The following is a 21,844-nucleotide window of genomic DNA, read 5'->3' as shown; positions in this document are numbered from 1 at the left end:
GTTGAAAGAATTTTATATTTGGTTAGGGGAATAAATATTACTCTTGTAGAAAGCGATGGATTTTTATTTATTAGATGGATTTTTTCTTACCCCGCGTTAATTCCGAAGGAACTTGTTCAAATTGCTCTTTAAATAGTTTCCTGAAATATTTTACATTATTAAAACCAACTTCGTAAGATGCTTGAGCAATGGTATAATTTCCACTCTTTATTAATTCTGCGGCTTTATCCATTTTTACTTTTCGTATATATTGGTTTATGTTCAATCCTGTAATAGCTTTTATTTTACGGAAGAGCGACGTTCTACTCATTCCAATACTTTGTGCCACAACCCAAACATCCATTTTTTCTTCATCCAAATGGTCTAATATAATTTTTTCTAATTTGTTTAGAAATCCTTTTTCTTGATCTAATAAAGTAGCGTTTTTATTAAAAACTTCTGCCTTTATTTCTTCTTTATTTAAGAAATAATTGCGCAACTGTTTTCTAATATCCAGTAAATTTCTAATTCTTGCTTGTAAAATTTGACTGCTAAATGGTTTTACAATATAATCATCTGCACCGTGTGTATACCCTTCTTGTATGCTTTCAATATTTGCTTTCGCTGTAAGAAGTATAATGGGTATATGGGTCGTTTCTATGGTTTCTTTTAAAACATTACAAAGTTCTATGCCATTCATTTTTGGCATCATGATGTCTGAAACTATTAAATCTGGCACATAGCGTAATGCCTTTTCAACACCTTCTTCTCCATTATTAGCATAAATAAGATCATACTTGCCTTCTAACAAACCGTCTAAATAATTAAGGATATCTGGGTTGTCATCAATTAATAATATAAGTTCTTTATTTTCATTTATATTAATATTTGAAGTTTTCTTTTCTGAAGATTTTAATTCTGCTGACGTAATCCATTCTTCTAAATCAACCGTTTCATTTTCAGTTACCGCATTTTTATTATCCAAAACAGCATCTACAAATAACGTTTTATCTCTGGGAATCATTACTGAAAAAACGCTTCCTTTATTTAGTTCACTTTCAATATGAATGGAACCCATGTGCAGTTCTGTGAAATTTTTAGCCAATGCTAAACCAATGCCTATGCCGTTTTTACTTTTAACAGCATCAGATCGGTAATATCTTTCAAAGACATGTTCCAATTCATCTTGTGCAATACCGTAACCAGTATCTTTAACTTTTATTTCGAAACTTTCCTCATCGTAATTAAGGGATACGTGTATTTCTCCTTTGTCTGGTGTATACTTAAATGCATTTGATAAAAGATTGTTGAAGATGATGTGCATTTTTTCCAAATCAAACCATGCCAATAAACTTTCCTCAGGAAAATCATAACTTAATGCGATATCTCTTTTTTTTGCCAAAAGAAAATAATTATGCACCCATTGCTCTAAACAATCCGTAAGGTTGTGTTCTTCAATCCTTAATTTACTTAAGCCCAAATTGGATTTTCTAAATTCCAAAAGCTTATTTATGGACTGTAGTAACAGCTTCGCATTTTTCTGGATTAATTTTAAGCTGTTTTTTTCCTTTATTGATTTAACTTCGGAAATCAAATCTTCTAACGGTGCTAAAATAAGTGTCAATGGTGTTTTTAACTCGTGTGAAAAGCTTGTAAAAAATCGAATTCTTTCTTCGTTAAAATTGTATTCTAATTGACGCTGCTTTTTTTCAAACAATAAGGAGTTTATCAATTTAATACGCTCAGAATAGTAGCGCATAAATCCATAAATTATGCCTGCTAAAAGCAATACGTAACATATATAAGCTAAAGGCGTTTTCCACAATGGTGGATTAATTGTGATACGTATTTTTTTCACGACCTCATCTCCAGATCCAAACTTAGCCTTTACGTTTAAAATATAATCTCCATGAGGCATGTTTATTAGATTGACCTTTCCTGCTTGGTTAGTATTTATCCAGTTATCGTTATAACCATCTACCATATAAGAATAAACTACATTTCTTATAAAGGGATACTTTATTGCAACATAATCTATAGAAAAAAAAGTGTGATTATAGTCCAGAAAAAAATGATCTTCATAAAGAATTGACTTATCCAAAATTTCATTTTTATTGCTTTTTGAAACTTGAACTTGTTTATCCAATACTTCCAATTTTTCAAAAACTATGGGATGCCATTCTTTTTCTCTTTGTAGATTATCTGGATTAAAAATATTAAGTCCGTTATCACCTCCTAGATAAACAATTCCAGATTTGGCAATTATACCAGATCTAAATATGCCTTGTTGAATATTGGTATAGGTATTTAAATTATATATTTTATTGGTTGAAGCATTATAATTACTAATTCCTTTATAAGTTCCTAGCCAAATATTATTTTCATTTTCCACAACAATATTACCAACCGTATTGTTACTTAATCCATTTTTTTGAGAAAAATTTAAAATTGATTTTTTTATTGGGTCTAATCTAATAAGGCCTTCGTTTTCTGTTCCAGCCAATATATCACCACTTGAAAGCGCTAAAACACTTAGAATATTATCACTCTTAAAACCTTCCGTATTTGTTGAACTATATGTAATTCTTTCATCATTGTAAAGGTCGTATCTTAAAATACCATTACCATAAGTTGCCAACCATAAAAACCCATTTTTATCTTCATCAATATCTCTAATATCTATTTTACCCAAAGAACTAATAAATTCAAACTGATCTAGATTGTCTTTATATTTATATAAGCCACCTCTATTAGTACCTACCCATATTTGGCCATTGCTATCTTCAAAAATGACTCGAACGTCGCTACCTTGGTCAATACTGCCTTGTAAATAATGGGTACAGTAACCTGTATTTGGATTCATTTTATTCAAGCCCCCTTGGTAAGTTCCTACCCACAGTCTTTTTTTCTTGTCTTCATATAAAGAAATGATATAGTCATTACTTAAACTAGATACATTATTAGGTTCATGTCTATAATGCTTAAACAACCCCGTAGTTGAATCAAATAAGTTCAAACCCGCCCCATCTGTTCCAATCCAAATTTTTCTTTCATGACTTTCAGCCAAAGCACCTATCCTATCGTGGCTCAAACTCTCTGTTCGAGAACTGCTTTTTCTTAACAGTTTTACTGGTTCTCCATTGGGGTTTACAAAATTTAGTCCCGTACTTGTGCCTATCCACATATTACCATCCCTGTCCATTCTTAAAGCAGATACGGTTCTATTAAAAATACTAGTGCCATCATCTTTCGGCAAATACCATTTTACCGAAAAATTTGATTTTTTTCCTAAGAAATCGGATTTATTTATAATATTCAAACCGCCATTTCTGGTGCCAATCCATAAGTTTCCCAAATTGTCTTCCTCAAAGCAAAGGACATTGTTATCGCTCAACCCTTTTCCTTCAGTTAAAGATTTTTTTAAATGTAACGTATCGCCTTTAACCGTAATGACATGCACTCCTTCATTTGAGCCTACCCATACATTGCCTGCTTTTCCTGTGTAAAGTTCATCTACCTGTAGTGAGGACGCATTTTTATTATTGCCAAGTAAAACACGCGTAACTTTTTTTGTTTTGTAGTTTATTTTATTCAGTCCGTTTTCTTTAGTACCCACCCATAGCAAAGAATCTCCTTGCTTTGCCATACAGGTTACTTTATTGGAAGAAAGTGAAGACATATTATCTGGACTGTATGTATATACTGTTGACTTGTTATTGGTATCGACAATTTGAATTCCCCTATCATAAACCCCAATAATAAACTCACTTTTGGTTCCAAATTCAAAACAACTAGTATTAATACCTATTAAACCGCTTTGTGCATTAAGAATTTTAAAAGTTTCGCTTCTTGAATCGTAAATATTTAACCCTTCATCCGTAGTTATGACTAACTTACCTTTATTTATTATACTCAACTGGTGAATAAAATCATCGGTTAAACCTCGATTCCCTCGAAGATCACTCTTTTTATAGACTGAAAATTTGGTTCCATTATACCTGTTTAAACCTTCGGGTGTTCCAATCCAAATAAGCCCAAGAGAGTCTTGTACTATATCATGGATATAATTACTTGATAAGCCAAACTCTGTATCTAAAAGGTAAAACGAAAGGTCATCTTTAATTAGTTTAGGTTGCTTTTTATCGCTTTGCCCATAAACTAAGTTTAAGCATAAAAATAATATGAGAAAGAGATTGTTTTTCATTTGAATTAGCATCAAAATTCACCACCTAAAAACCTACAAAAAACATCTTTATAGGAATACGAATTTAAATTAAAAATACTCAAAAAAAAACCTTATTCCATTTAAGAGATTGTTTTAAGTTTTATCCTTTGGCGCTTTTATGTGCCTTTTTCCGCCGCACTTCAGATATTTTTCGATCCGTGGCCATGTACCTCTCCCTCGCGGCAGCCTGGCTCCTTCGCTAAAAAGGTCTCCCAGACCTTTTTTATACGCTCGGCCCTGTCCGACAAAAAAATACCCTATAAAACATTCCAAAAACAAAATTTAAATAGTCTCTAAGAATGAATACCTTTTGTTTATACTTAAAATGAACTAACCATTAAATTGTTATTTTGGTAAGTTGCAATACAAACTTTCTACAACTTTAATTTAACCAAAAAACTAATCTTTTACTTTTTTGAAATTGTCTTAATATTAAAAAATGCATGCTTAATGTATTCTCTATTAAAAGTGTAAAGTATGTGGATTTTTTTATCAGAAGTCTGAATAATGGCTGGATAACTAAACTCGCCTTTTTCTTCATTTTCAAGATCAAATATTTTTTCCCAATGGATGCCATCAACAGAGAACTCAACATCTAATACATTCCTTCCATAAAACCAATCTGGACCTTGTTTTAAAGGGTTGTTGACTAATAAAAATGCATTTTTCGAAATAGTTAGGGCATCAATACCTGAATTGGAATTGACCACATAAATGCTATCAGCATCCGTCCAATGCTTTCCTCCGTCTTTAGACCAGCTTGTTATTAACTTATTGTGCTTGCTCCTGCATAACATTTGAATGACACCGTTTGAATGTTCCAAAAAAGTTGGTTGAATAATATCAAACCCACTTTTGTTTGTAACAGAGATTTTTTCCCACTTATCAGTCGTTTCATCATAGATTTCCACATGCACTCGCCATTGGTTAGTATCTGCATCTTCGGTACTGCTACCACATAAAATGACTCCAGGTTTTATCTCAATGGGTTTATTTTTAATGGGGCCTAAAAAACCTTTAGGTAGTAAGACGGCATCGCTCCAGTTTTTCCCATTGTCTTTTGATGTTACCATGGCTCCATACCATTCTCTTGGGTTTTTGCCAATTTTATAAAAGAGGTACAGCAATTCACTTTTACTTTTAAACAACACGGGGTTCCAACAAGGTAATGTGTCTTTCTCAACAATTAAAGGTTTTATTAAATTATGGGGAATAGACCATGCTTTTCCATCATAAAAAGATGCATAAATCCCCACGTCTTTGGCTCCTTCATAAGAACCACCAAACCATGCTGCCATTATTTTGTTTGGCATAATTTCAACCAAGGTCGCCGAATGGCTATTTTTAGTTACAGGAACATCAAACACATTTTGCTGTACAATGTTAATTGGCAAAGGTTTTTTTAAAACTGATGCACACCAAATACATAAAAAAAATGGTATGAGTAATAATAAATATTTCAACTTTAATAGACACTTAACTACGTAACTCAACATATAACATGGATTCTTTTAAGCTAGGGTATTTACTTTTTTCAGTCCTAATTTATGTCCAAAAATAGCATAATACAAAATAATAATATAACAGGGTACTAATATCCAATACCCTTTTGTAGAAGCTGTCGCAGTAGCTAAGGCTTCATTCATTCCTTGAGCTATATAATCTGCTTTATTTAAATCTACTAATTTACCATATAAAGGAGGAATGATGGCGCCTCCTGAAATAGCCATAATCAATAGTGCTGAAGCCGTTTTGGTAAACTTGCCCAACCCTTTTAGCGTTAAAGGCCAAACTGCTGGCCAAACCAAGGCATTTGCTATTCCCAATGCTGCTACAAAAATAACTGATGTAAATCCTGTTGTGAAAACAATACAAAAAGAGAATACAATACCTAATACTGCACTAAGTTTTAGCGCAAGAGTTTGGCTAATAACCTTTGGTATTAACACAACACCTAAAGCATAGGTTGCTACCATAGCCATTAAAGTAAATGTGGTAAAAAATTTGGCATCGGCAGCAGGAATTCCAAGAGAAATTCCATAAGCTATAATGGTATCTCCCGCAATGACTTCAACGCCTACATACATAAACAAAGTAAGGACCCCTAGCCATAAATGAGGAAATTGAAAAATACTCGTTTTTGTTGTTGCCCCATCTTTAGGTGCTTCAATAGGTTCAGCTTCAACGTTTGGTAAAGGTGCTTTTCTAATCAAAATTCCCAAAAGGAATAAAACAGCTGCCATTACCAAATAAGGAGTTACCACGCTATTGGCCATGGTATCTAATAATTGTATTTTTTCCACATCAGATGCTGTGCTTAATGTTGCTTGATTCTCATCAATCCCAGATAATAAAAGAGCTCCAAAAATAACGGAACCCAAAGCACCTGCCACCTTATTGGCAATTCCCATAATAGCAATACGCTTTGCCGCACTATCTATAGGTCCTAAAATAGTAATGTATGGGTTCGCTGCTGTCTGCAATAGGGTCATTCCGGCGCCCTGAATAAAAATTCCTGTTAAAAACATCCAATAGGTTCTGGCCTCGGCAGCAGGAATAAAAACCAATGCCCCAATGGCCATAACAAATAAGCCTAATGACATTCCTTTTTTATATCCAATTTTGTTTAAAACATATGATGCAGGTATTGCCATGACTACAAAAGAGATATAAGATGCTGATGCTACTAAGAGTGATTGTGCAGAAGTCAGCTCGTTAATGGCTTTCATAAACGGAATCAATGCACCATTAATCCATGTAACAAACCCAAAAATGAAGAACAATCCTGCTATTATTATTACAGGAACTATGGTGCTATCCTTTGTATTGGATGAAAATTTACTGCTATCTGACATATGTTTTGGCTGTTTTATATTTGTCCATATAAGTTTCTATTTACTAGCAAGTTATACAACCTGTTGGGCGTAATTATTTTTTATTGTTAATTTTATATCCATTGGCACATTGAGCCTGTCGAAATGTTTTTTTGATGTCTTCGACAGGCTCAGACTGACATTTGCCTCCTGATTGGCCTTTGAGACTGTTTAAATTTTAATCAAAAATTCACTCTTGATTAATTTTGCCTAATTATTCCAACGGGTTATATTAAATCAATTATACCTAAAGGTTCGTTTTACTTGATTATATATGGAAACCAATTGGAAATATTTTTTCTCACAAACTATTTTAGATTTACTCGCTATAATAATCTCCATGGTAAAATCCGTCCTTTTTTTAATGCTTAACCATCCACTAGGGTAATATACTTTTAATCCTGTGGAATTCTCTTGAAGATATAAATCGAATTCTCCTAAAAGCCAATTAACGAACTTATAGTAAACGTCTTTATCCTCTATCGATTCTTCCTGAATCAATTTATAATAGGGCTTTGAATAAACCATCACATTTTCACAATCCATACTTCTTGTATTACAAGTACTTTTTTATTTTTTTAAGTAGGTGGTAATTGAACTCATCTTGACTTTTTGTTTTTAACCGAAAATGAGATAAAATTTGTACAGATGAGGCACTTTTTGATGAGTTCATTAATAAACATTTAAAAAGAAGAACTGATTCCTCAGTTCTTCTTTCAAAACAAAAAATACCAATCCAAACAATTAAAAAATAAACTTTTTCTAAGTAAAAGAAAACACAAGGAGGAACTAAATTATTTCGACAGACAGCAATTGAATAAAGACAAAGGATGAATTAACGTGTGATTTGCATTTTTGACAATCATTTTTTAGTACATAACAAAAATCAAAATACATTGAGGTGTCAGTCTTAGCCTTTCGGCTGCGCTCAAGATAAACTAAAGTCGAAGATATTGGAAATATCGTTTTTAATGGCATTTCGCAAGCTGCGCTTTTATCTTCAAATAAAAATATATTTTCATTTTTGATAATGCTCAATGTGACACGCTTCAATTTTTGTCATGTACTAAACAATCCTTTAATAGCAATAATTAATTAGTGTCTTTTTTGATATCACCTATAAGCACCCCTGAAACATTCCAATGATTTGTACTGGCGCCTTTATTAGACCCTTGTTCAATGACAACTTCTAAACGATGTTTCCCTTTTTTTAAATTACTTAACGGAATAATATACGGAGACGTCAGCGTTCCGGGACACCAATTTGAACGACTCAAATCGCTTGATGACAGGCCGTCTTTAAAATTACCAGATGCTGGATTAAATAACCGATATGTTGCACAGTCAGTTCGCCATGGAATAATTTTAAATACTTCATTCCCATCGACATATATTTTATTCATTCTTGGAGTAAATTCATCACCACCATCCCAACCTCCATGACCGGTAGAGGTGTAAAGCAGGCTCAGGTTTTTAATATTTTCAGTAATTTCAAAATCTACTCTTAAGGTATCATTACTAAAAAGCCCTCCATAATTTTGACCTGACATTTCTAGGGTATTTACCGTTAAAAAAAGCGGATTTATGTATTTTGATTGGGTATTGTTTTCCTTTTCCTCATTGGATGGATACGAGTCTAATTCAAGACTTATTATATGCCCTCCAGAATCATAATTTCCGATAAAAACACCTATCCAGATTTCATCTTCATCGGTTGGAATTAAAGACGTGACATCTCCTTTATAAACTACATCATCTGCCCAATTATAATTATTTATTTTTCGTTTATCATTAAAATAATTGACTCCAAAAGAAGTATAAAAACGGAGAATTTCTATGGGAGGTGCATAGCCTTTTTCTTTTTTAATCCCTTGATATTTATTTCCATTATTATCTGTAAAAACAGGTAGCTTTTCTAGTCCATACAAATACGCTTCTAATAGTGTTTTAGACATGTCTTTTTTTGCAGGAATAACAAAAACAGAACCTGTCCTATCGTAAGCATCCCCATTAGATTTACAAGTTACTTTAGCAAACATAGAACCACTACCCTTCATCTCAGGTGTGATCTTTATTTTTTTCATGACAACACTCCCTTTAGAAAAATGGAGCACTTTGTCAGTCACAAGCTCACTTTCTTTTGGAAGCATACGATTAGGATCAAAGTTTAAAATTTCATTATCAAAAACTATTAATCTATTATATCTGGATTTAATTATAATTTCTTCAAATTCAGCACTATTTACTAATTGGGTGTTTTGTAAAAAATTATGAGTTGGTTTATAATTTTCAACTTTTTCTATTGAGGTTGCCATTAAAGTTTGGTTGCCATTAAAAATCATTTTTAAAACCAAGGCGTTACTATTGGGCAAATAACTACTATGAGGGGTTCCTTTGGCTAAAGACTTTTCGGTATACCAAACATCAATTTTATTGGAAAAATAAGAAAATGAAGCATGTTTACATGGATAACCTAATATGAATTGTGTATCATCTTCAACATGTGGTCTAGGTAAACTATCAATAGGCGTTTCCTTTTTAAAAATTTGATTGTCAAACAGTATTGTACTAATGCTCTTTTTATTTTTTAAATCTATAAACTGTTGACTTTTGTCTTCAGGTTTTGAAAAATAAACAATTTGATTCTGATAAAAAATCATTCGAGTTATATTTGTTTTTTTATCATTCATATATTGATCATAGCTTATTTTATATACATCTGCTTTGTTTTGGGCAAAAATCAGTAATGGAAAACAAACTAATAACTTTAATACTTTCATATTCTATTTTTATTTATACAATTCTCACACTTAAGGTAATATGTGATTTGCATTTTTTATATTATAAAAAAGGAGGGATTTATTTTAAATCCCTCCTTTTTTAATCTCGTACACTTTATAATTTTATGCTCGTTAATAATATTAATTAACGTCCCACCAAAGGTTTGTATTTCCTTTATCAGGGCCTCCAAGAGTAGTTACTGCATCTAAAACCGCAGCTTCATTTGTAGCATATTCATTTGGCAAATAGGTTACACGCTTTATTACCCCAAAACCTATCGTTGGATCTTCTGTAGTAAGTAATGGGTATAATATATCTGCATCCGTTCTACGTAAATCAGACCAAGCTTCCCAAGATTCTGGAAAAAGCCCTAAATACTTTTGAACCGCTATTTGTTTTAGTTGTTCTCCTTCTGTGGCAGCCCATGCTACAGGCACATCAACCGGAGGTGTAGAATCTTCATATAAATCACCAAAGGTAGGTACTGCTCCTGTTGTTGCTCCTGCTAAATAAGTATCTACATCTGTACTACCAACGCCCCATTGTTCCATTGACAAACGAACACCATCTTCATAAAGTGTTTGGGCTGTTCCAGACATGTTCCAACCTTTCAAAGCACCTTCTGCACGGTTAAAATTAGACTCTGAAGCCATCATAACCTCGATGTCTTTTGTGCTATTATCAGCAAATGTAGTTTCTTGATTTGTTAAGCTTAAATTATTGCCATCTCTGTCTAATAAGGCGCCTCCTCCATTAGGCAAACCAACATAATCCCCTAAATAAGGAGAGTCTTCTCCTGAAACAGGAGCAAACCAAATAGACATTCTAGGATCATCATACCCTTTAAGTATACTTTCCATATCGGCAGTCATATAAAAACCCCAAAATTTCATAATATCAACAAAGTTATTGTATGTGTCGGGAGTTACTGCATAATATGCATTATCATCATTAGATTGCATAACACCTGCTGAAACAGCTGCTTCGGCTTGAGATTGTGCCTCCGACGCATCAACATCAGAAATTCTTAAAGCTAAACGCAACCTTAATGAATTACCAAATTTTCTCCATTTCTCTACATCTCCACTATAGATTGCATCATAATCCCTAAATATCCCAACAGTAGATTCTGAAGCGGCACTTAAAGTCGCATTAGCAGCCTCTAAAAGGTTGAAAAAATCGGTGTACATAGATTCTTGAGAATCATAAGCTACTGATGATCCTCCAATCCCCGCTTCCGAATAGGGAATAGGTCCCCAATGGTCTGTAAACCTATGGAACATATACACTTTCCAGATATCAAGAATAGCAGTGGCTTCTGCATTTCCTTCAGCAGCCTTATAGGTATTTAACAAAGAAGGTACGGCCAATGTATAAAATCTTAACCAACCTCTACTTCTCCACCCATCGTTAATGCCATTGGCATCGGTTGCAGCGGCCCAACCCGGAGTCATGTAATGCGCAAACAGCATGGAGTGCAATGCAGTTGCCAACCCATATGTTCCATAATCATCTCCAGGAAGGCTCCAAGAAGCATTACCTATTCCTTTGTATAGTGCATTCGCAAATGCTGGACCGGCTAATGTTGCATCTAACTGATCTGTAGTTAGTGAATTTGGATCGGTATTCACTTCATCAAAATCTGAAGTACATCCTGTTATTTGAAACAGGAAAACTATCGTAAAAAATTTGATTATATAATTTTTCATATTTTATTTTTTTAAAAATTCAATTTCACATTAAATCCAAAGTCCCTAGTAGACGGAATATTATAAGATTCTATACCTTGAAGGTTCCCAACACTTACCCCTTGTTCCGGATCGAAGTGTTCGGCTTTGTTAGCAAAGAAGAATAAATTTCTCCCTACAATTGATAGATGGACACCTGAGAAAGGTGTTTTTGTCAAGGCTTTACTTGGTAAAGAATACCCTAAAACCAGCTCTCTCAATCTAACATTTGTGGCATCAAAAACAAAATCTTCAGCTGATCTTGGATCCCTACTAGCTACTTGTGACCAATAATTTTCAGCAGTAATTGATGTTGTATTGGGAGAATATGTACCATCTCCATTATCAACTACCCCATCAACAACAAAACCATCCCTACCACTTAAGGTAATATCACTTACACCAGCTCCAGCCATTCTTGCTTGAGAATATGATACGACTTCACCTCCTATACGAAAATCAACAAGGAAACTAAGCGTAAAATCCTTATATCTAAATTGGTTATATAAGCCTGCAGTCCAGTCTGGGTTGAAATTACCTGCCAGTACATCAAATCCTGAAGTAAACTCAGGCAATCCGCTAGTTGCATTAACAATAATTTCCCCATCATCTGTACGGTTAAAACCTCTTATATATAAGTCTCCATAATCTCCTCCTTTTTTTACGATAGCTTGAGCCAATCTTTCAAACCCTGTAGAAAGATTAAGTTCTTCTCGGTCACCTAAAATACTTAGTACTTTAGTTTTATAAGTTGCAAAATTAACGGTTGCATCCCAAGAAAAATTTTCGGTATCAACTATGTTAGCATTTAAAACAGCTTCAATACCTTTGTTTTCAATTTCTCCACCATTAACTACTTGGTTGGAATATCCAGAAGATTCAGGCACATTAATTGTAAAGATTTGGTCTGTAGTATTGGTTTTAAACCATGTAAAATCTAAACCAATTTTGTTATTTAAAAAACGGGCATCGAAACCAAACTCTGTGGAACTTGAAATTTCTGGTTTAAGATTTGGGTTATTAAGTAATGTGGAAGCTTGTACAACACCACCATTAAAACCATAAAAGGCAAGACCTGGAGCCAAAAGATAAGGTCTAGTATCGTTTCCAACTTGTGCATAAGATCCTCTCACTTTTAAAAATGATAAGGCATCAGACTTCATATCAAACATATCGGTAAGTATTCCTGTTAAACCAACAGATGGGTAAAAGAATGATCTATCTGACGCAGGCAGAGTTGATGACCAATCATTACGTGCCGTAACATCTAAAAACAAATATTCTTTAAAAGCAACTTGTGCAGAGCCATACAAAGAATGAATCTTTTTATTTGAATAACCAGGGGTAACCGTTGTACTTGCTAGGTTATTTAGAGAAAAATAGTTTCTTTTAGTTAAGGTTCCGCCACTACTTAAAGTTGTACTTTTCTGTTCCATGGCATTCCCTCCTGCCATTACATTTAGTTTCAAATCTCCTAAATCTTTATCGTAAGACAATAAGAAGTCGGTGTTTAATTCTGTGTTTTCACCTAAAAATTCAGAATAGCTTCCAAAATCCTGATTAAGGATTGCAGTAGCTGCATAGCGAGAAATGTTTTGTTTATTTGTGGCTTGATCTAAACCCGCTCTTACCATTAAGCTTAATTCATCCGTAAAATCATAAGTTAACGAAGCAAAGGTTATTATTCTGTTTCTTTCGTCTGTTCTTAGGTTTCTTTTTGCAAGCCAAAAAGGGTTGTTACCCAACGTACTCAATGTATTGGCGTTTATATAATTGTATTGTATTTGGCCTGTATCATCAATATATTCAAAATCTTTGTATTGGCTGTAAGGTAAGTTTCTTGGCATTGTATATACGGCTTCTCCTATTTGTCCTTCTCCAGCACCTATAGCATTGTCTATTTTTTGTGAAATAAAATTCGTTTTAACATCTAAATGCAACTTATTTGTTAAATCACTTGTTAAACGCAAATTAACATTATGTCGGTCCAGTTCGTTTCCTACTACAATACCTTCAGCTTCGGTATTTGTATAAGAGAAATACCCTTGTGTTTTTTCACTACCCATAGAGGCAGTTAGGCTTCTAGACCAGGTATAACCTGATTGAAAAAAGTCCATGCCATTATTGGGCTGTGGATTGAAGGCATAAGTGGCCGGTCCAGCATAATCGGGATTATGCTCGAGCTGCCAAGCCGCTACAGATTGTCCTTCCATTCTAGGTCCCCAACTACTTTTGGATAAAGCATCATAAGTTCCCTCATTTCCCTGTCCATACTCGTTTTGCAGATTTAATAAATTATAGGCACTTGACCCCATAAAATTAGAAGACACCGTAATACGAGCCTTATCTGTCGCAGAACCTTTTTTTGTGGTGATTACTATAACCCCATTACTTGCTCTGGATCCATATAAAGCCGCAGCAGATGGCCCTTTTAACACCGTAATAGAGGCAATATCTTCTGGGTTAATATTGGAAATACCATCAAAACTTGTAAACCCACCGATATCTGTAGAAGGTGAAGAAACCGAGTTATCTATCGGCACACCATCTATTACATATAGTGGTTGGTTATTTCCTGTTAACGACCGGTTACCCCTAAGCGTTATCCTAGAAGAACTTCCAACACCACTACTGGTTGTAGAGAAATTTAAACCTGCAACCTTGCCTGAGAGTGAATTGGCTATATTTAACGATCTAGCCTCAGTAAGGGACTCGGTAGATACCGTTTGCGCAGAATATGTTAATGATTTTTTCTCTCTTTTAATACCTAATGCAGTTACTACAACTTCTCCTAACGTCTCCGTGTCTTCGGATAAAGTGATGTTTATTGTAGTTGCACCTGTAAGTTCTACTTCTTTTGTTGAATAACCGACATAAGAAACCACTAAAGTTGAAGCATTAGCGGAAACTTCAATACTGTAGTTTCCGTCAAAATCTGATGAAACACCATTGGTTGTTCCCTTAACAACTATACTTGCCCCAGGCAGTGGAATCCCACTGGATGCATCCGTAATTGTTCCTGTTACTGTAGTTTGTGCATTAGCATATTGAAATAGCGAAATACAAAATACAAACAGTAGTTTTAGTACATTTTGAATCATAATTTGATTTTTGAGTTAATAAATTAGTTTTATAGGTTATTAATATGTTAAATCTAGAAATCTATACTGTTATTATTTGCATAATTTCGACCAATAACAAGTTTAAAAAGGCGTTGGTTTAATTTTTATTTAATAGCAGTATATTTTTTAAATATTTCCTTGATGAAATAGTATAAGTACTCAGAACATCAGTGCCTTCAATGGTTTCTTTTTATAAATCTTCAAATGGATACAAATTAATTTGTAGATATTAATTTGAAATATGTCTTATTAAGACTTTAATATAACCTTTACATTAATTTAAAACTTTGAAATTTGTTTTTAGTAAATCTGTCGAATTTCCTCCCACCATCACTTCAAAATCGCCCGGTTCTACTATGTTTTTCATTTCCCTGTTCCAAATTGCCAATTCTTCTGGGATTAAAGTAAATTCTACTTTTTGGGTTGTTCCTTTTTTAATAAAAATACGCTTAAAGCCTTTTAATGTTTTTGATGGTGTAGTGACGCTACTATAAACATCGTTAATATATAATTGTACCACTTCATCGCCATCATAATTCCCTGTATTTTTAACATCAACGCTTACTTTTATTTCGCCATCGGTTTTTATTTCATTAGCACTCAATGTTAGGTTAGAATATTCGAACGTGGTATAACTCAAACCATATCCAAAAGTATACAATGGATTTTCACTTTCAGAAACATATCGATGTATAGCAGATGGTTTCTGATTGTAATAAATAGGTAACTGTCCCACCGATTTTGGAAACGTAATCGGAAGCCTTCCTCCTGGATTGTAATTTCCAAACAAAACATCGGCAACCGCCTTTCCCCCTGCTTCTCCCGGAAACCAACCTTCCACAATGGCTGGGATATTTTCATTGATCCAATTTATAGAAAGCGGACGACCGTTTAATAACACACAAACTACTGGAGTTCCCGTTTTTTGAATAGCTTCAATCAGTTCTTGTTGCATGCCGTGTAAATCCAAAGTCGCCACATCTCTATTTTCTTCAACTAATTCATTTGATTCTCCCAAAACCACAATGGCAACGTCTGCTTTTTTAGCAATATCAATCGCTGGCTGAAAGTTTACTTTTTCTAAATTCCAACGCAAGTGCGCTCTGGCTCCCCAGCCGCCTTCCCACATTTCGATGCGGACTTTGTATTTTTTACCTGCTTCGATATTTTTTGGAGTGGTAACCATACTGGTAGCGCCTTTTGTCCAATTGTCAATCACTAATTGATCGTCAATCCACATTCTAATTCCGTCATCAGAACTTAAACCCAACCAACCGTCAAATGATTTTTCTGATTTAATGTAACCTGTCCAACGAATGGAGAAATCATCATCTGTAACGCCGTCACCTGGGGTCCATGGCCAGTCAAATTCCAATTGACTATCAATACGTGTCAATACTGGTGTTCCTTCAACATGTCGGTTATTAAAATATTCGCCTTTGAGTCCGTTTTGGGATTCATCAGGCGTAAATAAATATTTTGATGGAATAATTTGTCCTTTTACAATTAAAGAAACCCCTTCTTCATAAAGTACATTTGTATTGGCACCCACCACTTGTTTAATCCCTTCCAAAATGGTTGTCCCTACTTTATTTTTTACCGAATAGCCTCCCAATCTTGACGCATCGGCATTGGGGCCGATAACAGCAATGGTTTGAATATCTTTTTTTAAAGGCAATATATTATTGTCGTTCTTTAATAAAACGATTGATTTATGTCCCGCCTCTAAAGCAATATCCTGATTTTCTTTAGAATGAAAACGCTCTTGGATTAGATTTTTATCGGTATATGGATTTTCGAACAAGCCCAATAAAAATTTCAGCCTTAAAACACCCCCAGCAGCACGGTCTATTTGTTCCATGGTCAATTTCTTTTCATTCACCAATTCGATGATGCTTTGTTGCCAAAATTCGTTGGTAAAATCATAAAATTGCATATCAACTCCAGCAGCAATTGCTGTTCTGATGCTTTCTTTTGGAGAATCTGTAACAAAATGTGTGGTTTGAAGGTATTTAATAGCCCCTAAATCAGACACCACAATGCCTTTGAAGCCCCATTCTTTTCTTAATACGTCTGTCAACAACCAATGATTGGCAGCACACGGAATTCCGTCTAATTCTGAATACGCACACATGGCTCCTAATGCGCCGCCTTTAGTAAATGCTTTTTCGAAAGAAGGAAGGTGATCTTCACGAGCCGAGCGTTCGCCTACTAAAATGGGAGACGAATTTCCTCCAGCTTGTGGAATTCCGTGAACAGCGAAGTGTTTAGGTTCTGCAATTATAGAACGGTCTGATGTCAAATCGTCGCCTTGCATACCTTTAATCATTGCCAAACCCATCTCACTGTTCAAATAAGCATCTTCACCAAAAGTCTCCGCAACTCTTCCCCAACGTGGTTCGCGACCAAGGTCTAAATTAGGTCCTAAACCAAAATGAACACCATGTGCCCTAGCTTCGGTTCCGATAACCTTGCCCACTTTATCCATTAAATCAATATCCCAAGTGGCACCTAAACCAATATTCATGGGGAAAGCCGTGCTTCCATCGTCTAAATAACCGTGAAGCATCTCGCACATAATAAGCGCTGGAATGCCCCAACGGTTATTTTTAATCACCTCTTTTTGAAGCTCATTAATCATTTTTGCCGAGCGTGGATAGATATCATGAATTGCTCCTATTCCTAATTTTCCAATTTTAGCGCTAGCTTTTGTTTTAGAAAAATCTTCTTCTTCCTTAAAAAATTCGCCTTTGTACATATCCATTTGGCGTACTTTTTCTTCCAAACTCATTCTGCTTAATAAGTCCTTTACTCTTTCTTCAATCGTTAATTTAGGATCTTGATAAGGCAGTTTTTTTTGTGCAAAACCAAGGTTACAAAAACCGAGGAATGCTATTAAAACAAGGGTTGTTTTTTTCATTTTAATTTATGGTTTTTATTATCCGCTTTTCATTTATTAAGCTGAAAACAGCTTTCAGAATTTAGCTAAAGCTTAATTTTATTAATATTTAACAAATCCAATACTAAGCGAACTCAGATTTCTATTATTTTTAAAATTCAATTTTCACAGGCTAGATTGTGAATTTCTACCGCAAATTCGCAAATCATTAAAAGTTATAGCTGTTTTAAAATTTGCGAATTTGCGGTTAATTTTCTTAAACTTAATTTTGGATCACTTTCAATGTTGTTCCATTCACAAAATCGTCATGGGAAATAAAAAAACTATTGCGTGTTTTTCCGTCCAATTGAATGTGTTTGATTTTACCATCATTATTGATGTCCCGTTCAATTACAATACTTTCTTTTTTATAATATTTAGGATCTAATTTGATGGTGATTTTATCAAACATGGGTGTTGTAATGGTGTAAATGGGTTCACCTGGAACAATAGGATATATCCCCATCATCGCATACACCAACCAAGCAGACATGGTTCCTGTATCGTCATTTCCTGGTAATCCTTTTGGTTTATTTTGGAAATATTCGCGAACTAATTTTTTAACCAATTCCTGACTTTTGAATTCTTCTCCTTTCAAATAGTTAAATAAATACGGATAAGCAATATCTGGCTCGTTTGCCATATCAAATTGTTTGCTATCGAATACGTTTTGCAATTGATTGGAGAAACCTTTATTTCCGCCCATTAACTTGATTAATCCCTTCATGTCATGCGGCACCATAAAAACATATTGCCAAGCGTTGCCTTCGATGAAACCTACATTTTCTTCAAAATTAGCTCCCGACAAAGGATCAAATGGTTCGTACCATGTTCCGTCAGGATTTCTAGGACGCAATAATCTTAAGTTTTTATCGAATAATTTTCGATAGGATAGTGAGCGGTTTTTAAAAAGATTTGCATCGGCGGTTTTCCCTAAAGCTTTCGCTAAAAGTGAAATCGCATAATCCGAAGCATTGTATTCTTGTGTGGTAGAAACAGGTCCTTTTTCGCTAGTGGTGACATAACCTTTTTCGATATACGCTTTTAGTCCGTTTCGCAATGGGTTATTCTCCATTTGGTCTGCACCTTTCAGCATAGCCTTATAAGCTTTCTGCACATCAAAATCCTGAATGCCTTTTAAATACGTATCCGCAATAACAATACTGGCAGGATCGCCTACCATGGTAAAGGTTTCGGTAGCGTTTAATTCCCATTTGGGTAACCAGCCGTTTTCATCATACATTTCCAACATGCTTTTTACCATATCGGATTGTTGTTTCGGATACACCAAAGACATCAATTGATGCACATTGCGATAAGTATCCCAAAGCGAAAAAACCGTGTACCGCGTGCCTTCAGTTTTACCAATTTTGCTTCTTTTTATCTCCGGGTATTCGCCATTGACATCATTCAACGTATTCGGATGAATTAAGCTGTGATACAAAGCTGTGTAAAAAATGGTTTTATCGTCTTTTGAACCGCCTTCTACTAAAATTTTAGAAAGTTCGGTGTTCCATTCGTTATAGGTTTCTTTATAAACGGCTTCAAACGATTTGTTTACTGTTTCCTTTTCCAAATTTTCACGGGCATTTTCGATACTTACATAGGAAACACCAATCTTGACTTCAACAGTTTCTTCCGTGTCGAATTTATAGGTAAAATACGTTCCAATACTGTCACCAACCACCGTTTTAATGGTATTATCCATCATTCTGGTTTTTCCATTATAGGTCATCCATTGGGCTTCTACGCCTTCATACTTTGAAGGCTTTTTCCAAACACCAAACGAATCGGCTGGTTTTGAAAATTTAGCCACAAAATAAATAGGGTAAGCGGCTTCGGGACTGTTATAACAAAACGACCCCACGCTTCGCAAACCTTCAATTTCGGTTGATGACACCACTTTGACCATAGCTCCTTCTTCATTGGTCAAACCCAAACCAAGATTCAGTAAAATATTCGATTGCCCTTTTGGAAACGTAAATTTGCTGACTCCTACTCTTTTCGAGGCTGTAAATTCGGCTTTGACTTTGTATTTATCAATATCTACACTATAATAAGCTGTTTTTGCTATTTCGTTTGAATACGTTGAACCGTACTCTAAATGATTGGTTTCAACGGTTCCCGTAGTTGGCATCAACAAAATAACACCTAAATCCGGACAACCCACACCGCTGAGATTGACTTGACTAAAGCCCGTTAAAAATGTATTTTCATGTACATATGGATTCGACAACCACTGACTGTCTTTTTCCAAAGGTAAATTTTGAGGCCCTGCTACGTTAAACGGACTAATACTAGCCATGCCTCTTGGCGCTATGGGTCCAGGAAACGTAGCTCCAAAATTAGACGTTCCAATAAACGGATTTACATAATCTGCCGGCTGCTGTGCCAAAATAGCTCCGCTAAAAAACAGCATGTAAAATAAACAGGTTGTTTGTAATGTGATCCTTTTATGTAAAACCATAATTTAATTTTCTATCTGTTAATCGCTTCTATTTTTAAAGTCCAAGCTTCTTTACAAGGCAAATTATTTCGCAAACTTTTCGGAATGATGACTTTAAATCCTTTGTCTAATTTAGTCCATTTTAATGAAGTTTTTGAACCTAACATCGTGATTTTGCTTCCTTTTTTAGGGCTAATTGATTTTACAATTACCTCTGAAGGCATTTTAGTTTCTCCTTCTTTTGCCAAATAAAACAAGAACACATTTCCCCCCTTATTTTGAGTCATACAAATATTATTTTCTTTGTAAGGCGCAATAGGCTTGGTGTTATAAATAGCGGTACTATTTACCTGCATCCAATCGCCATAAGCGGCTAATAAATCATAAGCGCCTTGCTGCCACTCACCATCAGGACCCGGCGCTACATTCAACAACAAATTTCCTCCTTTGGCAACCACATCAATCAGCATGTGAATGCCTTGCCTGCCAGTCATGTATTTGGCATCAGGCGTGTAAGACCAGCCACCACCTGAAGTGATACAAGATTCCCAAGGATAAGGCAATGTTTTCTCTGGAACACGGTTTTCTGGTGTCAAATAGTTTTGATTTTTTCCGTGAACGGCTCTGTCCACCACAATCAATCCTGGTTGTTTTTGACGTGCTTTTACCACCAATTCGTCCATTTTAATGTCTTGATCAACTACTCTGTGCTTGATAAATCCATTTCCAGACTCATTCTCAGCAAATTTTTCAGAATAGCCATTTTTGATATCATCCTGAGTTCTTTTGGCAACCCAACCACCATCTAACCATAGAATATCAATTTTACCGTAATCTGTCAATAATTCTAAAATTTGGTTATGTGTAAAATCCACATATTTTTTCCATTTATCCGGATATGCCGCTGGATCATAATTTACATTTCTGTCGGAAGGAGGGAAATATGGATCCCAATAATTTTCATTATGCCAGTCTGGTTTAGAAAAATAGGCTCCTGTTGACATATTTTCATTTCTAAAGGCACTAAAAACTTCTTTGGCAATATTGGCTCTTGGATTGGTGCTGAAAGCACATTCAGAATCAGTTACTTTATAATCGGAATATTGAGTATCGAACATGTTAAACCCATCATGATGTTTGGTAGTAAACACCATGTATTTCATCCCTGCATTTTTAGCGGCTTTCGCCCATTTTTCCGGATTGAATTTTATTGGATTGAATGTTTTTTTCAATCCTTCATACTCTTTTACATACTGATAATAATTGTCTGGATTGCTCCCTTTAGTCCGTTCACACCATTCATAATCTTCAGGGCAAATGGACCATGACTCTACAATTCCCCATTGAGAGTAAGTCCCCCAATGCATTAATAAACCGAATTTTTTTCCTTGCCATTCCTCTAAATTCTTTAGTACTAATGGATCGGTTTCCGGCACATATCTTTCGTCTTCATAAATGGCTTGTGAAAACATTTGAACCGAAACTAATAGGGCGATTATGAATATTCTTTTTTGCATCTTTATATTTATTTTACAATTTTTATTTTTCTTTTATTTTAATACATTACAAAATTGAAGGGTGTCACATTGAGCATTATCGAAAATGAAAATATATTTTTATTTGAAGATAAAAGCGCAGCTTGCGAAATGCAATTAAAAACAATATTTCCAATGTCTTCGACTTTAGTTTATCTTGAGCGCAGCCGAAAGGCTAAGACTGACACCTCAATGTATTTTGATTTTTGTCATGTACT

At 34.7% G+C, this 21,844-nt stretch carries 10 protein-coding genes; all 10 read right to left on the bottom strand.

The window, feature by feature from the left end; translation table 11 throughout:
* Window positions 1–70 precede the first annotated feature (70 nt).
* A complete protein-coding gene (locus tag CJ739_RS11875) occupies window positions 71–4,183 on the bottom strand; it encodes a two-component regulator propeller domain-containing protein (RefSeq protein WP_162880195.1) in 4,113 nt (1,370 codons plus the stop codon).
* Between the two features lie 428 nt (window positions 4,184–4,611).
* Window positions 4,612–5,598: a sialidase family protein gene (locus CJ739_RS11865; RefSeq protein ID WP_236951497.1), complete on the bottom strand. Its 987-nt coding sequence runs from the start codon at window positions 5,596–5,598 to the stop codon at window positions 4,612–4,614.
* A gap of 117 nt (window positions 5,599–5,715) precedes the next feature.
* Window positions 5,716–7,059 carry a sugar MFS transporter gene (locus CJ739_RS11860; protein WP_117175543.1) on the bottom strand — a complete coding sequence of 448 codons (1,344 nt, stop codon included), beginning with the start codon at window positions 7,057–7,059 and terminating at the stop codon, window positions 5,716–5,718.
* 255 nt (window positions 7,060–7,314) lie between these two features.
* Window positions 7,315–7,623: a hypothetical protein gene (locus CJ739_RS11855; RefSeq protein WP_117175541.1), complete on the bottom strand. Its 309-nt coding sequence runs from the start codon at window positions 7,621–7,623 to the stop codon at window positions 7,315–7,317.
* Between the two features lie 545 nt (window positions 7,624–8,168).
* Entirely contained in the window at window positions 8,169–9,857 is a 1,689-nt protein-coding gene (locus CJ739_RS11850; protein WP_117175539.1) for a peptide-N-glycosidase F-related protein, read from the bottom strand.
* A 141-nt stretch (window positions 9,858–9,998) separates the two neighbouring features.
* Complete coding sequence (locus CJ739_RS11845) at window positions 9,999–11,567, bottom strand: SusD/RagB family nutrient-binding outer membrane lipoprotein (protein ID WP_117175537.1); 1,569 nt, start codon at window positions 11,565–11,567, stop codon at window positions 9,999–10,001.
* A gap of 11 nt (window positions 11,568–11,578) precedes the next feature.
* A complete protein-coding gene (locus tag CJ739_RS11840) occupies window positions 11,579–14,686 on the bottom strand; it encodes a SusC/RagA family TonB-linked outer membrane protein (RefSeq protein WP_117175536.1) in 3,108 nt (1,035 codons plus the stop codon).
* Window positions 14,687–14,981: 295 nt separating this feature from the next.
* Window positions 14,982–17,627 (bottom strand): glycoside hydrolase family 3 protein, encoded by a 2,646-nt coding sequence (locus tag CJ739_RS11835; RefSeq protein ID WP_117175533.1) that lies wholly within the window; start codon window positions 17,625–17,627, stop codon window positions 14,982–14,984.
* Between the two features lie 241 nt (window positions 17,628–17,868).
* Window positions 17,869–20,112 (bottom strand): GH92 family glycosyl hydrolase, encoded by a 2,244-nt coding sequence (locus CJ739_RS11830; RefSeq protein ID WP_117175531.1) that lies wholly within the window; start codon window positions 20,110–20,112, stop codon window positions 17,869–17,871.
* An 11-nt stretch (window positions 20,113–20,123) separates the two neighbouring features.
* Window positions 20,124–21,608 carry an alpha-L-fucosidase gene (locus CJ739_RS11825; protein ID WP_117175529.1) on the bottom strand — a complete coding sequence of 495 codons (1,485 nt, stop codon included), beginning with the start codon at window positions 21,606–21,608 and terminating at the stop codon, window positions 20,124–20,126.
* Window positions 21,609–21,844: the final 236 nt, after the last annotated feature.

Source organism: Mariniflexile sp. TRM1-10 (assembly GCF_003425985.1).
In the GTDB taxonomy this organism is placed as follows: domain Bacteria; phylum Bacteroidota; class Bacteroidia; order Flavobacteriales; family Flavobacteriaceae; genus Mariniflexile.
Note: the sequence above shows the minus strand (reverse complement) of the source record. Positions and strands in the feature narration are given on the sequence as shown.